Genomic DNA, 14381 nt, shown 5'->3' with positions numbered 1-14381 from the left:
CCCGACACTCCGCGTAGCGCCTGCATTTTGCGGTCGCTCGCCACGTAATGAGCTGTCCGTGAGTGGCGATACGTTCGGTGTCATGCCTTCCGCTCCCGCCATCGAGGCGATCGATCTTGTGAAGCGCTTCGGCGACGGCGAACCGGCCGTCGACGGCGTCACCTTCACCGTTCCCCCCGGTACGGTGCTCGGGCTGCTGGGCCCGAACGGCGCCGGCAAGACCACCACCGTGCGGATGATGACGACGTTGACCGCACCGACCAGCGGCACCGCCCGCGTCGCCGGCTACGACGTCGTGCGCGAACCCGATCAGGTGCGCCGCAACATGGGCCTGACCGGGCAGGTCGCCACCGTCGACGAGCTGCTCACCGGCCGCGAGAACATCCGGATGATCGGCGGGCTCTACGGCATCCGCAAGAGGGACCTCATCAAACTGGGTGATCAACTGCTGGAACAGTTCTCGATCGCCGACGCCGCCGATCGCGTGGTGAAGTCCTACTCGGGCGGCATGCGTCGCCGGCTCGATCTCGCGGTGAGCCTGCTCGCCTCGCCGCCGGTGTTGTTCCTCGACGAGCCGACCACCGGCCTGGACCCTCGCAGCCGCAGCGAATTATGGGACGCGCTAAGAGGTCTCGTCGAGCAGGGCACCACGCTGCTGCTGACCACGCAGTACCTCGAAGAGGCCGATCAGCTGGCCGACAACATCCTGGTGATCGACAAGGGGCGCATCATCGCCGAGGGTTCGCCACTTGAGCTCAAACAGCAGGCAGGCAATGCCAGCCTTGTCGTCACCGTGACGAGCACCGAGGACCTCTCCGCGGCCCAGGCGCTGCTCGCCGCGGACGGTAGCGAAGTGTTCGTCAACGCAGGCGCACGCGAGTTGACCGCGGCCGCCGAGGGCCTCGACGACATGATCCGCGTCGCGGCGATGCTGCGCGATAACGACATCGCCGTCGACGACATCGGGTTGTCGCGACCGAGCCTCGACGACGTCTTCCTCTCGCTGACCGGTCACCGCAGCGAAGAGGAGGACGGTGCATGACCATCGAAGGTGACATGACTACCGTGGCGCCACCGGCACACGCCCAAAGGAAACGGGTCGCGATTCGACGAACCAACATTACCCAGCAGTCTTGGATCATGGTCAAGCGCAACATGATCCACACCAAGCGCATGCCCGAGATGCTGAGCGACGTCACCACCCAGCCCATCATGTTCGTGTTGCTGTTCGCGTTCGTATTCGGCGCGTCGATACCCAACCCGGGAGGCACCAACTACCGCGAGTTCCTGCTGCCGGGCATCCAGGCGCAAACTATCGTGTTCTCGGCATTCGTCGTGGCATCCGGTATCACCGCCGACATCGAGAAGGGCATCATCGACCGGTTCCGCTCGCTGCCCATCTCGCGATCGTCGGTGCTCATCGGTCGCAGCATCGCCAGCCTGATCCACTCGTCGCTGGGCGTGGTGGTGATGGCGCTGACGGGCCTGGCGATCGGCTGGCGCATCCGCGGCAGCGTCGCCGAGGCGGTGCTGGCCTTCGCTCTGGTCCTGGTCTTCGGTTTCGGAATGATCTGGTTCGGCATCCTGATCGGCTCACTGCTGCGCACCGTCGAGGCCGTCAACGGCGTGATGTTCACCGTCTTGTTCCCGATCACGTTCCTGGCCAACACATTTGTCCCGACCGAGCCGATGCCTCACTGGCTGCGGGTCATCGCCGAGTGGAACCCGGTGTCGTCGCTGGCTCAAGCGATGCGCGAACTGTGCGGCAACGGCGGACCCGCGCCCGACAGTGCGCAGCTGCCGCTGCACCATCCGGTGCTGGCGACCATCCTCTGGTCCCTGCTGCTGACGGCGGTCTTCGCGCCGTTCGCCCTGCGCGCCTACGCCCGCCGCACCGGCAGCTAGGCGCGAATCGCGGCCACCGTCCATGCGGGCAGGATCGGCGCCCGGGTGAGGAAGTGCTCCGACTGCCCGGTCGCCCGCAACAGGACCTGCGTCCGCAGGATGCAACACCCCATGCGGACCATCGCGAATATCTCGTACCAGTCGAGATCTTCGAGCGGCCTGCCGAGCATCTCCTCGTAGCGTCCGATAACCGAAGCGCGGCTGTCGAAGCCTTCGAGTTCGGGGTCGAGGTCCAAGCCGTTGACCTCGAGCATCTGCTTTCGGGTGGCCAGCCACCACGCGACATCGGCTTCCGCGGGGCAGACGCAGGCCTGCTCCCAGTCCAGCGCGCCAACGAGTTCGCCGGAGTCGTCGAAGATCGCGTTGGACAACCGCGCATCGCCCCAGCAGATACTCAAATCAGTTGTGGCGGAGGGTGTGCGGCGCGTCAGCCAGTCGAAGGCTTCGGTGATGACATCGGGGACCTGGTCATCAGTGCCCCACCTGACGTACTCGCGCCACCACTCGAGCTCGGCGCTGACACCGACTCCCTGGGGTCGGGCCAGCCACGGGGCCTGTTCGGGCGGCACCCGATGCAGGCGCGCCATTGTTTCCAGGAATGAGTCGTGCACTCGGCGCTGCACGGTCATGCCGGCGTCGTGCAGCCAACCGCGCGTGGCATAGCTGGTGTCCGACGGTGTGTGGCCGACGATCCGTGGCATCACAAGGAATTTCGAGCCGATCCACGACTCGTAGGGCTCGTAGACGATCGGTGACGGCGTCGCGACACCGTGTTCGTGGAGAAGTCGCTGCGTCGCGGACTGCGCGTCGAGGTCGTATTCGGGAAAGATCCCGCCGCCCGCAGGCGGTATCCGGATGACGTGCTCACTGTTGCGTCCGCCGGTTTCGACGTTGAACACCAGTGTTTCGCTCGACCAGCCCGCGGCCCGGTTCGCCGGCCGTAGTTCGGATAGGACGACCTCGTCGGTGTGCCGGTTGGCGAACCAGTCCCGCAGCCTGGCGCGGGTGGCCTCGAGGTCGCGTTTGACCAGAGCGATGCCCGCCATGGAGAAAGGCTTACACGCGGGTGGTGAGATGTAAAGGAGCAACCTGTTACATCCGATATCTCGTATGTAATACGCTCGCGGAGTGACCCGACCGCAGGCGCTCACCTTCGGCGACATCGACGACCACGACCGGCCACTGGCTGTCCTGGTTCACGGCTTCCCCGACACCCCGTTCACGTGGCGCCACCTCGGACCGCATCTGGTCGGCCGCGGCTATCGCGTCATCGCGCCGTGGCTCCCCGGATTCGACACACTGGTCAGCCACCCGGTCAGCGTCGGCACGTACGTGCGCCACGTACGCCAGGTCGCCCACGCGAGCGGAGCCGACGACCGCGCGGTGCTGATCGGTCACGACTGGGGTGCGCACGCGGGCTACGGCGTGGTCGCGGGCTCGGCCCCGGTCTTCGGGCGTTTCGTCGCGCTCGCCGTACCGCCGATCGGTGTGCTGGCGACCGGCCTGTTCACCTATCGGCAGCTCAAACGGTCGTTCTACATCTGGTTCATCCAGCAGGTCGGGTTGGCCGAGGCGGCGTTGCTCGCGCCGGGATTCTGGGAGTCCCTGTGGGCGGACTGGTCACCGGGATACGACTGCGCCGAAGACATCGCCGAACTGCGCAGGCACGTCACCGCCGAGAACATCACCGACGTCGTCGGGCCGTACCGCGCGTCGTTCAATCCGGAGTTCGGCGATCCCGAAGCCGCCGACGAGACCGCGGCGACGGCCGTGCCGCCCCCGGTCCCGACGCTCTACCTACATGGCCGCGACGACGGCGCGATCGGCGCCGAGCTGCTCGCCGACCTGGACGAGTACCTGACGACCGCCGGGTCGTCGCACGAAATCATCGACGGAGTCGGGCACTTCCTGCACCTCGAACAGCCCGAGCTGATCGCGGCCAAGATCAGCGACTGGCTGGACGCGGGGTGAGCGATGCGGAACGGCCGTTGCGCGCGGCGTCGAGGCCTGCGGCGTGGCGCAGTTCGGCGAGGAAGTTCTCGGGGCTGGCTCCTCCGAGCAGGTAGTGGCACACCGCGATGCGCACCACGGCCGCCGCGGCGACGTCCTTGTTGTCGCCGGGGATGATCCGTGCGATCCGCTCGTGCATGATCGGCAGCACACGCCTCATCTGCGCGAGCACGTGTTCGGGTTCGGTATCGGCGAGCGATCCTAGGGAGTAGGTGCTCTGGAACTCGACGATGAAGCGCAACGCCGCATCGAGGCGGTCGCGGCCCACGAGGCCCGCCATCGCGCTCGCGATTCCCGCATCGAAGTTGTCCTGTTCGTAGAGGCCGAACGCCTCGAGCAACCCCTCCTTGGAACCGAAGTGGCGGTACAGCGTCGGGCGGGAGACGCCCGCCTGGGCGGCGACATCGGACAGCTGCAGCTTCCGCCGACCGTCACGGGCCAGCACGACGAAAGTGGCCGCGAGGATGCGCCGCCGCGTCGACTGCTCGGCATCCTCGGTGCGGGCCACGATCAACCTTTACATCTGCAGGGTCAAATGTCACACTAACGCTACATCAAGCCCGAGCACCCCATTGACGGGTGAGTCACCGGATGCGCAGTGCCACGTCCCGGTGCGGAGGAGAGCAACGGTGACCGACCTCATCGTCCGCAAGATCGGATGGGAGTTCGACGCGTCAGTGCCGTTCATGTGGCAGCCGGCCAACCCGAATTTCGGACTGTTCTGCAATGCGTTCACGTTCATCGCGGTGCCCTTCGAGCGCTACATCGTCAGTGCGGTGCGGATGGCCGCTGACCGGTTGGCCGAAAGTCCCGGCGTCGCGGAGGAAGCCGAGGGGTTCCTCAAGCAGGAAGCCCAGCATGCCGCCGCGCATCGCAAGCACATGCTCGCGCTGATCGACCGATACCCCGACCTCGAGCAGTGCTACGCTGACGCCTGCGCGGCCTACGACGAGCTGCTGAGGAACGAGCCGGTCGCCTTCCACCTCGCCTACGTCGCCAACCTCGAAGCCACGTTCACCCCGCTGTTCAAAGTTATTCTCGACCACCGTGATTCGCTGTTCGGCGGGGGCGATGTCCGGGTCGCCTCGCTGATGATGTGGCACTTCGTCGAGGAGATCGAGCACCGCAGTTCGGGGCTGATCCTGTGCAATCACGTCAACCCCCACCCGTGGTCCCGCGTCAAGCACATCAAGAGGACGTTCAGCCATGTCGCCGCCATCGCGGACGCGATCGCGACGGTGTTCGACGAGGTCGTCCCGATCGAGGATCGCGGCGTCTCCACCCGCGAGTTGTTGTCCGGCGACTTTCTGACCGGTGAACTCAAACACCGCCTGCCCATCGTGCGCCGCCGACGCGACGGCGGGGGAGCACCCACGATCTTCCAACCGGTGCCGACCGCCGACCTGGCGAAAATGGTATGGCGACTGGCGCTTTCGCAGACGCCGTACCACGATCCGGCCGATCAGCCGCTGCCCGCGTGGGCGCAGATCTGGATGCGCGCCTACGACAACGGCGCAGATATGACGACGTTCGCCCGGTCGTCGTCCACCACGGAAAGGTGACATCGATTGTTGACGACGAACTACGGCGGTCTGGTGCCCGAAGACGAGTCGCTCACCCACCAGATCGTCGACACGTTCGCAACGGTCAGCCAATCGGATCCGTCGTGGACGGAGAAGATCTGGACGCTCGCGCATGCGCGGGACAACTCGCTGCAGGTCGTGCTCGGCGTCGGAAAGTACACCAACCGTGGTGTGTTCGACGGTGCGGCCGGGGTGTGCCGCGGCACCGAGCAGTGGACCGTGCGCGGCGGGCGCCGCCTGTCGGCCGATCCCTCCTCGACCGCCGTCGGGCCGATCCGCTATCGCGTGCTGGAGCCGCTGCGGTCGATTCAGGTGAGCCTCGAGCCGACCGAACACGCGCCGATCTCGTTCGACGTGGTCATGCAGGGCAGCTTCGATGCGGCGCTGGAGGATCCGTGGCCCGACCGCAGCCCGGACGGGTACCGCGTCTCCCATAATGTGTTGCGCTACCACCAGATCGGCGTGGCGTCGGGCTGGGTCGAGGTCGAAGGCCGTCGCTCCGAGATTCGGCCCGACGAGTGGATATCGGTGCGCGATCATTCTTGGGGCCTGCGCCCCGGGGTTGGTAAGCCCATCCCCGGCCTGCCTCGTGGCGGGCGCAAGATCAAGCAGATGTTCATGACCTGGCTGCCGATGACGCTGACGCGCCCCGACGGATCAGCGTACTCGCTGTTCGTGATGTACCAGGAGGAGCGTGGCGACGGTTTTCTCGAAATCCGTTGTCAGGCAGAGCAACAGAACGACGACGGCACAACGCACCGGTTTGTCTCGGTGGAACAGGATCTGCACTTCAACGACGAGAACCGGCGACTGACCCATGGCACGGTCACGTTGATCGACTCCGACGGATCGCGGCGACCACTGACTATCACCGCGGCCGGACCGACGGGCTTTCACCTCGGCACGGCCGGCTACTACGGCTGGAACGACTGGGTCTACGGCCAGTGGGTCGGCGATCTGCGCGTGGAGGGCTACCACGTGACCGACTGCGACACCGCGGAGAACGCCCGCAAGCTGCATCAGCTGCGGGATCTGCTGGTCCGCGTGGACGATCCGGTGGGCGGCGGTTCCGGGCTCGGCAATGCCGAGACGTTCGCGCTGGGCGAGTTCCCCGAGCGGGGGCTCACCGCCCAGAACTCGTTCCTCTGAAAAGTGTGACGCGGACCGCGGACCGCGCGCGGAATACATCGTCAACGGCTGGGCGTTTGGCCATGCATGAAGACGAGACTGCCGCTGCGTCGGCTGATGATCATAGTTGCGGCAGTATTCATCTCGGGTGCGGCGCTGGGCGCACCGCTGATGACGTCGGCAGCACCGGCCGCTGCGGCGCCCACCGGGGAGTGTCCCGACGTGCAGGTGGTATTCGCTCGCGGCACCGGGGAACCGGCGGGCGTCGGCCGCGTCGGCCAGGCGTTCGTCGACACGTTGCGACCGCTCGTGGGTGACGAGTCCGTCGCCGTCTACGCGGTCAACTATCCCGCGACACGGGACTTCCTGCGCGCCGCCGAGGGCGCCAACGACGCCAGCCTGTTCGTCCAGAACATCGCCACCACCTGCCCGGACACCAGGATCGTGCTCGGTGGGTACTCACAGGGTGCCGCCGTCATCGACGCCATCGCCCTGGCGAACACGCCCACACTCGGCTTCACCCAGCCGATGCCCGCCGCGGTCGCCGACCACGTGGCCGCCGTCGCGGTGTTCGGCAACCCCTCCATCCGCCTGCTCGGCGGTCCGCTCACCGCGCTGAGCCCGGCCTACGGGGCCAAGACCATCGACCTGTGCAACGGCGCGGATCCGGTGTGCTCCAACGGAAATGACGTCGCGGCGCACAGCCTCTACGTCGAGTCGGGGCTCACCGCTCAGGCGGCGCAGTTCACCGCCGACCGCCTCGGGGCCGCCGCGCCGATCACCACGCTGTCCGGCCACACCGGAGGCTGACGTCAGCCCCAGGCGTGCACGATGTTCTGCGCCGGCTCCACGCCCTGTGCCACCAGAATCTCGGTGGCGTCGGCGGCCTGCTCGCAGATCGTCGGCACGTCCTTCCACTCCGCGGACGTGAAGGTGCTCAACACGAACTTCGCGCCTTCGGTGCGGCCGGGCGGCCTACCGATGCCGATCCGGACGCGCTGAAAGTCGTTGCTGCCCAACGACGAAGCCACCGACCGTAGCCCGTTGTGTCCGGCCACACCGCCGCCGAACTTCAGCCGGATCCGGCCGAAGTCGATGTCGAGCTCGTCGTGGATCACCACGATGTCGGCCGGTGGCACCGAGTAGAACTTGGCCAGCGGTCCGACCTGCCGACCCGACTCGTTCATGTAGGTACGCGGTTTGGCCAGCACCACCGAGCGTCCGGCGAGGCGGCCGGTGACCACCTCGGCGCCGGACTTCTTGTGCACCTTGAATCCCGAGCCGATGCGATCGGCGAGGATGTCGGCGACGAGGAACCCGAGGTTGTGCCGCGTTGTGGCGTATTGCGGTCCCGGGTTGCCCAGGCCGACCACGAGTAGTGGTTCGGCCATGCCGGACTACTCGGATTCTTCGGCGGGAGCCGCTTCGGCGGAGTCGCCCTCGCCCTCGTCGGCGCCCTCGGCGACCTCGGCTGCTGCCTCCTCCGGCGCCTCACCGCCGCCCTCGGCCTCGAGCTCCTCGGCCGTCGGCGCGATGACGACGTTGACCACCAGCGAATCGGGGTCGGTCACCAGCGTGACACCCGACGGCAGCTCGAGTGAGCCGGCCGTGAACTGCGTGCCGGCCTCGACACCTTCGACCGAGACGACGACGTTCTCCGGAATCGACTGCACGTCGGCTTCGACCTCGATCGTGTTGGTCTCCTGGGTGACCAGGGTCCCGGGCACCGCGTCACCCTCGATGACGACGTTGATCTCGACGACAACCTTCTCGCCACGGCGCACGACGAGCAGATCGGCGTGCGTGATGGTGCGGCGGATCGGGTGGATGTCGAGAGCCCTGGTCAGCGCGAGCTGCTCCTTGCCGTTGATATCGAGGGTGAGCACCGCGTTGGTGCCCGAGTTGCGGAGCACGGCCGCGAAGTCACGGCCGTCGAGTTCGAGGTGCTGCGGATCGGTGCCGTGACCGTAGAGGACCGCGGGCACCTTGCCGTTGCGGCGGGCGCGGCGCGATGCGCCCTTGCCGGTCTCGGTGCGGACCGCCGCGGTCAGGTTGTTGGGGGCGTTCTTCGCCATGATGTGGGTGCTCCTGTCGTGTGCTCAGCACGGCGGGGCTCAACCACAAGGTTCGCGTCGATAACGGTGGCCTCCGCTGGCGCGGCCACCCTCGCCGTGATCACCGGCCAGGGTAGCCGGAAACGGTGCTGCGCCCCAAATCAGAGCGGGAAGGCGGTCTCGGTGAGCTGCTCGGAGAGCTCCCACAGTGCCGTCGCCATCCGGCCGTCGCGAGCCAGCGGGCTGCGGAAGCCCGTCGGCCCGGTGGGACCGCGGCTGCCGAAGCGCGGGCCGACGAACGTGTCGCCCGGCAGATCCTCGGCCACCGCGTACAGGGTCTGGCGGGCACCGAAGTCGGGCTCGGTGGCGAACACCCGGTTGGCGGCGAGCCAGAAGCGGGTCCCGATCGGGTTGCCGGTCTGGCCCTGCAGGTTGGTGGCGGAGTAGCCCGGATGCGCGGCGATCGCCCGGATCGGCGAGCCCACCTCGTCGAGTCGACGCTGCAGGTCCTTCGTGAACAGCAGGTTCGCGAGTTTGGACTGGCCGTACGCCGGCCACGCCAGGTACGGCCGGGCCTTCCAGTGGAGGTCCTTGAGGTTGATCCGGCCGAAGATGTGCATGACCGAGGACACCGTCACGACGCGGTCGCTGATCTTGGGCAGCAGCAGGTTGGTCAGGGCGAAGTGGCCGAGATGGTTGGTGCCGATCTGGCTCTCGAAGCCGTCGACCGTCAACGCGTACGGGACGGCCATGATGCCGGCGTTGTTGACCAGCACGTCGACGGCGTCGACACCATCGGCGAACGCGCGCACGGACGCCAGGTCCTGCAGGTCGAGCTTGCGGACCTCGACGTCCCCGGTGATCGTCGCCGCGGCCTCGTCACCCTTGGCGGTGTTGCGCACGGCGAGGATGACCTTGGCGCCTGCTCCGGCCAGTTCGCGCGCCGTGATCAAGCCGATGCCGCTGTTGGCGCCGGTGACGATGACGGTGCGTCCGGTGAAGGAGGGCAGATCCGCGGCGGTCCAGTCGCTCATGCCGACCACCCTAGTGACGTACCGCGAAATGGCATTCCAGCAGGTGTCCACTCGCACTTTCGCTGCTGGAATGCCATTTCGCGCAAAAACTGGCGCTACTTCGGCGGCGGCTTGGGGACCGCGACGTTGAAGCCGCCGATGATCTTCTCGATGTCGGGGGCCTCTTCGGCGGCTTTCTGGGCGAAACTCGTCACCGTGAACTGGACGAGATAGCGCTGCTTGGCAGGCGGTGCGCCGGTCGCGATGACGATGCGGTTGTAGCTGTGCATCCGGGTGCCGTTGAGGTCGTAGCTGCCCTCGATCATCGCCGACGGGAAACCCTTGAAGTCGTCCATGGACGCGTTGAGGCGCTTGAAGTTCTGCGACATCTCGGCGTCGACGTAGCCGTGCTTGATCGCCTCGCGCGGATCGAAGTCACCGGTCAACTTCATCACCACCAGCATCGCGATCGGGTACGTCTCGCCCTTGGCGATCACCCTGGTTCCCGGCGCGAAGTTGGTGTTGAAGTACGGCTCCCACCCGGCAGGTGTCGGATATGAAACGGTGAGATCGGTGAGCTTCTCGGGGAACACGGGCTGCCCGGTCACACCGGCCTGTTCCAGGAACGCCGCGACGGGCACCGGCTTGTCATCGGGGTTGGCGGTGGTCGGCGGCGGCGGTGACGACGTCGACCACACCGACTGATAGTTGGGCGGGTCGGTGCCGCAGCCGGACACAGCGGCGATCGCACCGACAACCGTCACCGCAGCGGCGAGAACTCGAAAGCCTCGACGGCTCACAGAATCTCGCGCACCGCGTCGATCGGCCTGGCCAACCGGGTGCCCTTCGGCGTGACGACGAACGGCCGCTCGATCAGGATCGGGTTGGCGGCCATCGCGTCGAGGAGCTCGTCGTCCGAGGCGTCCGCCAAACCCAGTTCGCCGTAGAGGGATTCACGCTTCCGCACGGCGGTGCGCACGTCGATACCGGCGTCGGAGATCATTTTCTCCAGCTCGGCGCGGGTCGGCGGCGTCTTCAGATATTGCACGATCTCAGGCTCGATTCCGTTCTCCCGCAACAAGTCCAACGTCTTGCGCGAGGTCGAGCACTTGGGGTTGTGGTAGATCGTCGAGGACATCTATGCCGACCCGTCGAAAAGGCTTGTCACCGAGCCGTTGTCGAACACCGCGCGGATCGTGTTCGCCAGTAGCGGTGCGATCGACAGCACGGTCAACTGCGCGAAGTGCTTGTCCTCGCCGATCGGCAGCGTGTTGGTGACGATCACCTCGCAGGCACCCGAATCGGCCAGCCGCTCGCGGGCCGGATCCGAGAGCACACCGTGTGTCGCCGCGATGATCACGTCGCCGGCGCCGTCGGCCTTGAGCAGCTTGACCGCACCGGCGATGGTGCCACCGGTGTCGATCATGTCGTCGGTCAGCACGCAGGTCTTGCCCCGCACGTCGCCGACGACGCGGTTGGACACCACCTCGTTGGGTTTGAGCGGGTCGCGCGTCTTGTGGATGAACGCCAGCGGGACGCCGCCGAGGGAGTCCGCCCACTTCTCGGCGACGCGAACCCGGCCGGAGTCGGGGGAGACGACCACCATGTCGTGATCGGAGTAATGCTCGGCGATGTAACCGGTGAGCAGCTTCTGCGCCCGCATGTGGTCGACCGGTCCGTCGAAGAAACCCTGGATCTGGTCGGTGTGCAGGTCGACGGTGACGATCCGGTCTGCGCCCGCGGTCTTGAGCAGGTCGGCGACCAACCGCGCCGAGATCGGTTCGCGCCCGCGGTGCTTCTTGTCCTGCCGTGCGTACGGATAGAACGGAAGGATCGCGGTGATCCGCTTGGCGCTGCCGCGCTTGAGCGCATCGATCATGATCAGCTGTTCCATCAGGTGCTGGTTCAGGGGCGCCGGATGGCTCTGCAGCACGAAGGCGTCGCAACCGCGGACGGATTCGTCGAACCGGACGAAGATCTCGCCGTTGGCGAAGTCCCGCGCGGTCTGCGCCGTCACGGGTACGTCGAGTTCCTTGGCGACCTGTTCAGCGAGTTCGGGGTGCGCCCGACCCGAGAACAGCATCAAATTTTTGCGATTGTCGGTCCACTCGGTGCCCACGCTGCGCCCTCAAGGTCGGGGATCGATACCGGCTAATCCTACGTAGCTTGACGCGCCGGCCGTGCCCGGGTGGCCAGATCGTGAACGGCCGGGGCCGCTCACCCGGATTCGACGTCGTCCGTAGCCTGCCCGCCCTCGCCGGCCGATGCCTGCTCTGCGGCCCGCGCCGCCGCCGACCCCGGCCGCTTGCGCGTCACCCAACCCTCGATGTTGCGCTGCGGGCCGGCGGACACAGCCAACGCACCGGGCGGTACGTCGTCACGCACGACGGTGCCCGCCCCGGTGTAGGCGCCGTCGCCGACGGTGACCGGGGCGACGAACATCGTGTCCGACCCGGTGCGGACGTGCGAGCCGATCGTGGTGCGGCTCTTGGTCTCGCCGTCGTAGTTGACGAAGACGCTCGACGCCCCGATATTGCTGTGCTCGCCGATGTCGGCGTCGCCGACGTACGTCAGATGCGGCACCTTGGTGCCGGTGCCGATCGTCGAGTTCTTGGTCTCGACGAACGCGCCGAGCTTGCCGTCGGCGCCCAGCACGGTGCCCGGCCGCAGGTAGGTGAACGGCCCGACCGTCGCGCCGTCCCCGATCACCGACGACGTGGCGTGCGTCCGGCACACGGTCGCGCCGTCACCGACCGTGACGTCGGCCAACGTGGTGTCGGGCCCGACCTCACACCGCCCGCCGATGCGGGTGCCGCCGAGCAGCTGGGTGCCCGGCTTGACCACGGTGTCGCGGCCGATGGTCACGTCGACGTCGATCCACGTCGTCGCGGGATCGACCACCGTGACCCCGGCCCGCTGGTGCGTGGCGACGACGCGCCGGTTCAGCTCCGCGCCGAGTTCGGCCAGCTGCACGCGGTCGTTGACCCCCGCCACCAGCATCGAGTCGTCGACGTGCTTGGCCCGTACGACCAGACCGTCGGACCGCACGATCGAGACGACGTCAGTCAGGTATTGCTCCTGCTGGGCGTTGTCCGAGCTCAAGCGGCCCAGCGCCGACCGCAGCGCGGCGGCGTCGAACGCGTACACCCCGGCGTTGACCTCGGTGATGGCCCGCTGTTCGGGGGTGGCGTCGGCCTGTTCGACGATGCCCATCACTTCGCCGTCCTGGGTGCGCAGGATGCGGCCGTAACCCGTCGGGTCGGGCAGCGTGGTGGTCAACACGGTCACCGCCGTCGGCCGCCTGCTGTGCGTGCTGATCAGGTCGGCCAGCGTGTCGGCGTCGAGTAACGGCACGTCGCCCGAGGTCACCACCAGCGTGCCCGCGAAGTCGGCCGCCAGTGCCGCCAAACCGCACTGCACGGCGTGTCCGGTGCCGAGCTGCTGCTCTTGGGTGGCGGTGTCGATCGGGCGGCCGAGCTCGGCGGCCAGCCGCTCGACCTCGGGGGTCACCCTTTCCCGGTCCTTGCCGACCACGACGACCAGGTGCTGCGGGGCCGCCTTGGCCACCGCGTGCAGTGCGTGGGCGAGCATGCTGCGACCCGCCAGCGTGTGCAGCACCTTCGGGGTGTCGGATCGCATCCGGGTTCCGGCGCCGGCCGCGAGCACGACCACCGCGGTTTCAGGGGCTGCCGTCATCCGGTCTCCTGCCTATCGGATGTGCGGTTTCATACGCGACACGCCGGTCACGCCGCATGTGAGCGCACAATCGCGGCCAAATTGCTCCGTCGCCAGGACTCGAACCTGAACTATCTGAACCAAAATCAGAGGTGCTGCCGATTACACCACGACGGATCGGACAACTCGTGATGCTAGTCCAATCGCCGGACCCCTCTTCGTTTGTTCCCGACGGCAGGCGCCTCGCCGTCTGATCGACGCCCGACCACGACATCTGCATCTAACCTGGTAGCCGTGGCAGCACTCGACAAGGAGGTCAGGGCACCGCGGGCGCGGATGACGGGCGCCGAGCGGCGCCACCAGCTCATCGAGGTCGCGCGCAAGCTCTTCGCCGAGCGCGGCTACGAGGGCACCTCGATCGAGGAGATCGCCCAGCGCGCGAACGTCTCCAAGCCCGTCGTCTACGAGCACTTCGGCGGCAAAGAGGGCCTGTACGCGGTGGTCGTCGACCGCGAGATGTCGGCGTTGCTCGACGGGATCACCTCGTCGCTGACCCGGATGACCAACAACCGCTCGCGGCTGCGCATCGAACGGGTCGCGCTCGCCCTGCTGACCTACGTCGACGAGCGCACCGACGGCTTCCGCATCCTGATTCGCGACTCCCCGGCGTCGATCACCTCAGGCAGCACCTATTCGACGCTGCTCAACGAGGCCGTCAACCAGGTGTCCTCGATCCTGGCCGGCGACTTCTCCCGCCGCGGACTGGACCCGGAGATGGCGCCGCTCTACGCCCAGGCGTTGGTCGGCTCGGTGTCGATGACCGCGCAGTGGTGGCTCGACGTGCGCGAGCCCAAGAAAGAGGTCGTCGCAGCGCATCTGGTCAACCTGTGCTGGAACGGGCTGATGCATCTGGAGAACGATCCGCCGTTGCTCGACGAGTGACGTAGATCTCGTCGGCGGATCCGCGCAAACCCTCGTCGCGGCAAGCCTTTCGGCGCGTGCCTACGATGGAA

At 67.2% G+C, this 14381-nt stretch carries 16 protein-coding genes and 1 tRNA gene; 7 read left to right on the top strand and 10 right to left on the bottom strand.

Annotated elements, in window-relative coordinates:
* Positions 1-82 precede the first annotated feature (82 nt).
* Together CEX88_RS07885 and CEX88_RS07880 are read left to right on the top strand one after the other, a co-directional pair.
* The gene (locus CEX88_RS07885) at positions 83-1042 is read left to right on the top strand and encodes an ATP-binding cassette domain-containing protein (protein WP_094293045.1); all 960 of its coding nucleotides are present in this window, start codon (positions 83-85) and stop codon (positions 1040-1042) included.
* A 14-nt stretch (positions 1043-1056) separates the two neighbouring features.
* Positions 1057-1905: an ABC transporter permease gene (locus tag CEX88_RS07880; protein WP_094293122.1), complete on the top strand. Its 849-nt coding sequence runs from the start codon at positions 1057-1059 to the stop codon at positions 1903-1905.
* Here the strand turns inward: CEX88_RS07880 and CEX88_RS07875 are convergent.
* Positions 1902-2951: a phosphotransferase family protein gene (locus CEX88_RS07875; RefSeq protein ID WP_094293044.1), complete on the bottom strand. Its 1050-nt coding sequence runs from the start codon at positions 2949-2951 to the stop codon at positions 1902-1904. The genes CEX88_RS07880 and CEX88_RS07875 overlap by 4 nt on opposite strands.
* A gap of 82 nt (positions 2952-3033) precedes the next feature.
* Here CEX88_RS07875 and CEX88_RS07870 point away from each other — a divergent pair, with 82 nt between their 5' ends.
* Positions 3034-3876: an alpha/beta fold hydrolase gene (locus CEX88_RS07870; RefSeq protein ID WP_094293043.1), complete on the top strand. Its 843-nt coding sequence runs from the start codon at positions 3034-3036 to the stop codon at positions 3874-3876.
* On the opposite strand, the gene CEX88_RS07865 is transcribed toward CEX88_RS07870, so the two are convergent.
* Positions 3851-4423, bottom strand: a complete 573-nt coding sequence (locus CEX88_RS07865) for a TetR/AcrR family transcriptional regulator (RefSeq protein ID WP_238381990.1) — start codon at positions 4421-4423, stop codon at positions 3851-3853. The genes CEX88_RS07870 and CEX88_RS07865 overlap by 26 nt on opposite strands.
* Positions 4424-4544: 121 nt before the next feature.
* Between CEX88_RS07865 and CEX88_RS07860 the strand changes: the two genes are divergently transcribed.
* The 3 genes from CEX88_RS07860 (at position 4545) to CEX88_RS07850 (ending at position 7436) form a co-directional block, all read left to right on the top strand.
* Positions 4545-5477 (top strand): metal-dependent hydrolase, encoded by a 933-nt coding sequence (locus CEX88_RS07860; protein WP_094293041.1) that lies wholly within the window; start codon positions 4545-4547, stop codon positions 5475-5477.
* A 9-nt stretch (positions 5478-5486) separates the two neighbouring features.
* On the top strand, positions 5487-6647 hold the full coding sequence (locus CEX88_RS07855; protein WP_238381989.1) for an Rv3169 family protein: 1161 nt from the start codon (positions 5487-5489) through the stop codon (positions 6645-6647).
* Between the two features lie 66 nt (positions 6648-6713).
* Positions 6714-7436 carry a cutinase family protein gene (locus CEX88_RS07850; RefSeq protein WP_094293039.1) on the top strand — a complete coding sequence of 241 codons (723 nt, stop codon included), beginning with the start codon at positions 6714-6716 and terminating at the stop codon, positions 7434-7436.
* Between the two features lie 2 nt (positions 7437-7438).
* On the opposite strand, the gene pth is transcribed toward CEX88_RS07850, so the two are convergent.
* From pth to CEX88_RS07810, 8 genes are all read right to left on the bottom strand, one after another.
* Positions 7439-8017, bottom strand: coding sequence for an aminoacyl-tRNA hydrolase (gene pth / locus CEX88_RS07845; protein WP_094293038.1), 579 nt, complete (start codon positions 8015-8017; stop codon positions 7439-7441).
* 6 nt (positions 8018-8023) lie between these two features.
* The gene (locus tag CEX88_RS07840; protein ID WP_094293037.1) at positions 8024-8701 is read right to left on the bottom strand and encodes a 50S ribosomal protein L25/general stress protein Ctc; all 678 of its coding nucleotides are present in this window, start codon (positions 8699-8701) and stop codon (positions 8024-8026) included.
* A 140-nt stretch (positions 8702-8841) separates the two neighbouring features.
* Positions 8842-9714 (bottom strand): oxidoreductase, encoded by an 873-nt coding sequence (locus CEX88_RS07835; protein WP_094293036.1) that lies wholly within the window; start codon positions 9712-9714, stop codon positions 8842-8844.
* Between the two features lie 95 nt (positions 9715-9809).
* Positions 9810-10493, bottom strand: coding sequence for an LpqN/LpqT family lipoprotein (locus tag CEX88_RS07830; protein WP_094293035.1), 684 nt, complete (start codon positions 10491-10493; stop codon positions 9810-9812).
* Positions 10490-10831 (bottom strand): arsenate reductase (glutaredoxin), encoded by a 342-nt coding sequence (arsC, locus tag CEX88_RS07825; protein ID WP_094293034.1) that lies wholly within the window; start codon positions 10829-10831, stop codon positions 10490-10492. Before arsC ends, CEX88_RS07830 begins: the two co-directional genes overlap by 4 nt.
* Positions 10832-11812 carry a ribose-phosphate diphosphokinase gene (locus CEX88_RS07820; RefSeq protein ID WP_094293033.1) on the bottom strand — a complete coding sequence of 327 codons (981 nt, stop codon included), beginning with the start codon at positions 11810-11812 and terminating at the stop codon, positions 10832-10834.
* A 98-nt stretch (positions 11813-11910) separates the two neighbouring features.
* Entirely contained in the window at positions 11911-13389 is a 1479-nt protein-coding gene (gene glmU, locus CEX88_RS07815; RefSeq protein WP_094293032.1) for a bifunctional UDP-N-acetylglucosamine diphosphorylase/glucosamine-1-phosphate N-acetyltransferase GlmU, read from the bottom strand.
* Positions 13390-13473: 84 nt separating this feature from the next.
* Positions 13474-13545 (bottom strand) — tRNA-Gln (locus tag CEX88_RS07810).
* A 159-nt stretch (positions 13546-13704) separates the two neighbouring features.
* Between CEX88_RS07810 and CEX88_RS07805 the strand changes: the two genes are divergently transcribed.
* On the top strand, positions 13705-14310 hold the full coding sequence (locus CEX88_RS07805; protein WP_064350709.1) for a TetR/AcrR family transcriptional regulator: 606 nt from the start codon (positions 13705-13707) through the stop codon (positions 14308-14310).
* The last annotated feature ends 71 nt before the right edge of the window (positions 14311-14381 follow it).

This window comes from Mycobacterium neumannii, from assembly GCF_002245615.1.
GTDB lineage: Bacteria > Actinomycetota > Actinomycetes > Mycobacteriales > Mycobacteriaceae > Mycobacterium > Mycobacterium neumannii_A.
Note: the sequence above shows the minus strand (reverse complement) of the source record. Positions and strands in the feature narration are given on the sequence as shown.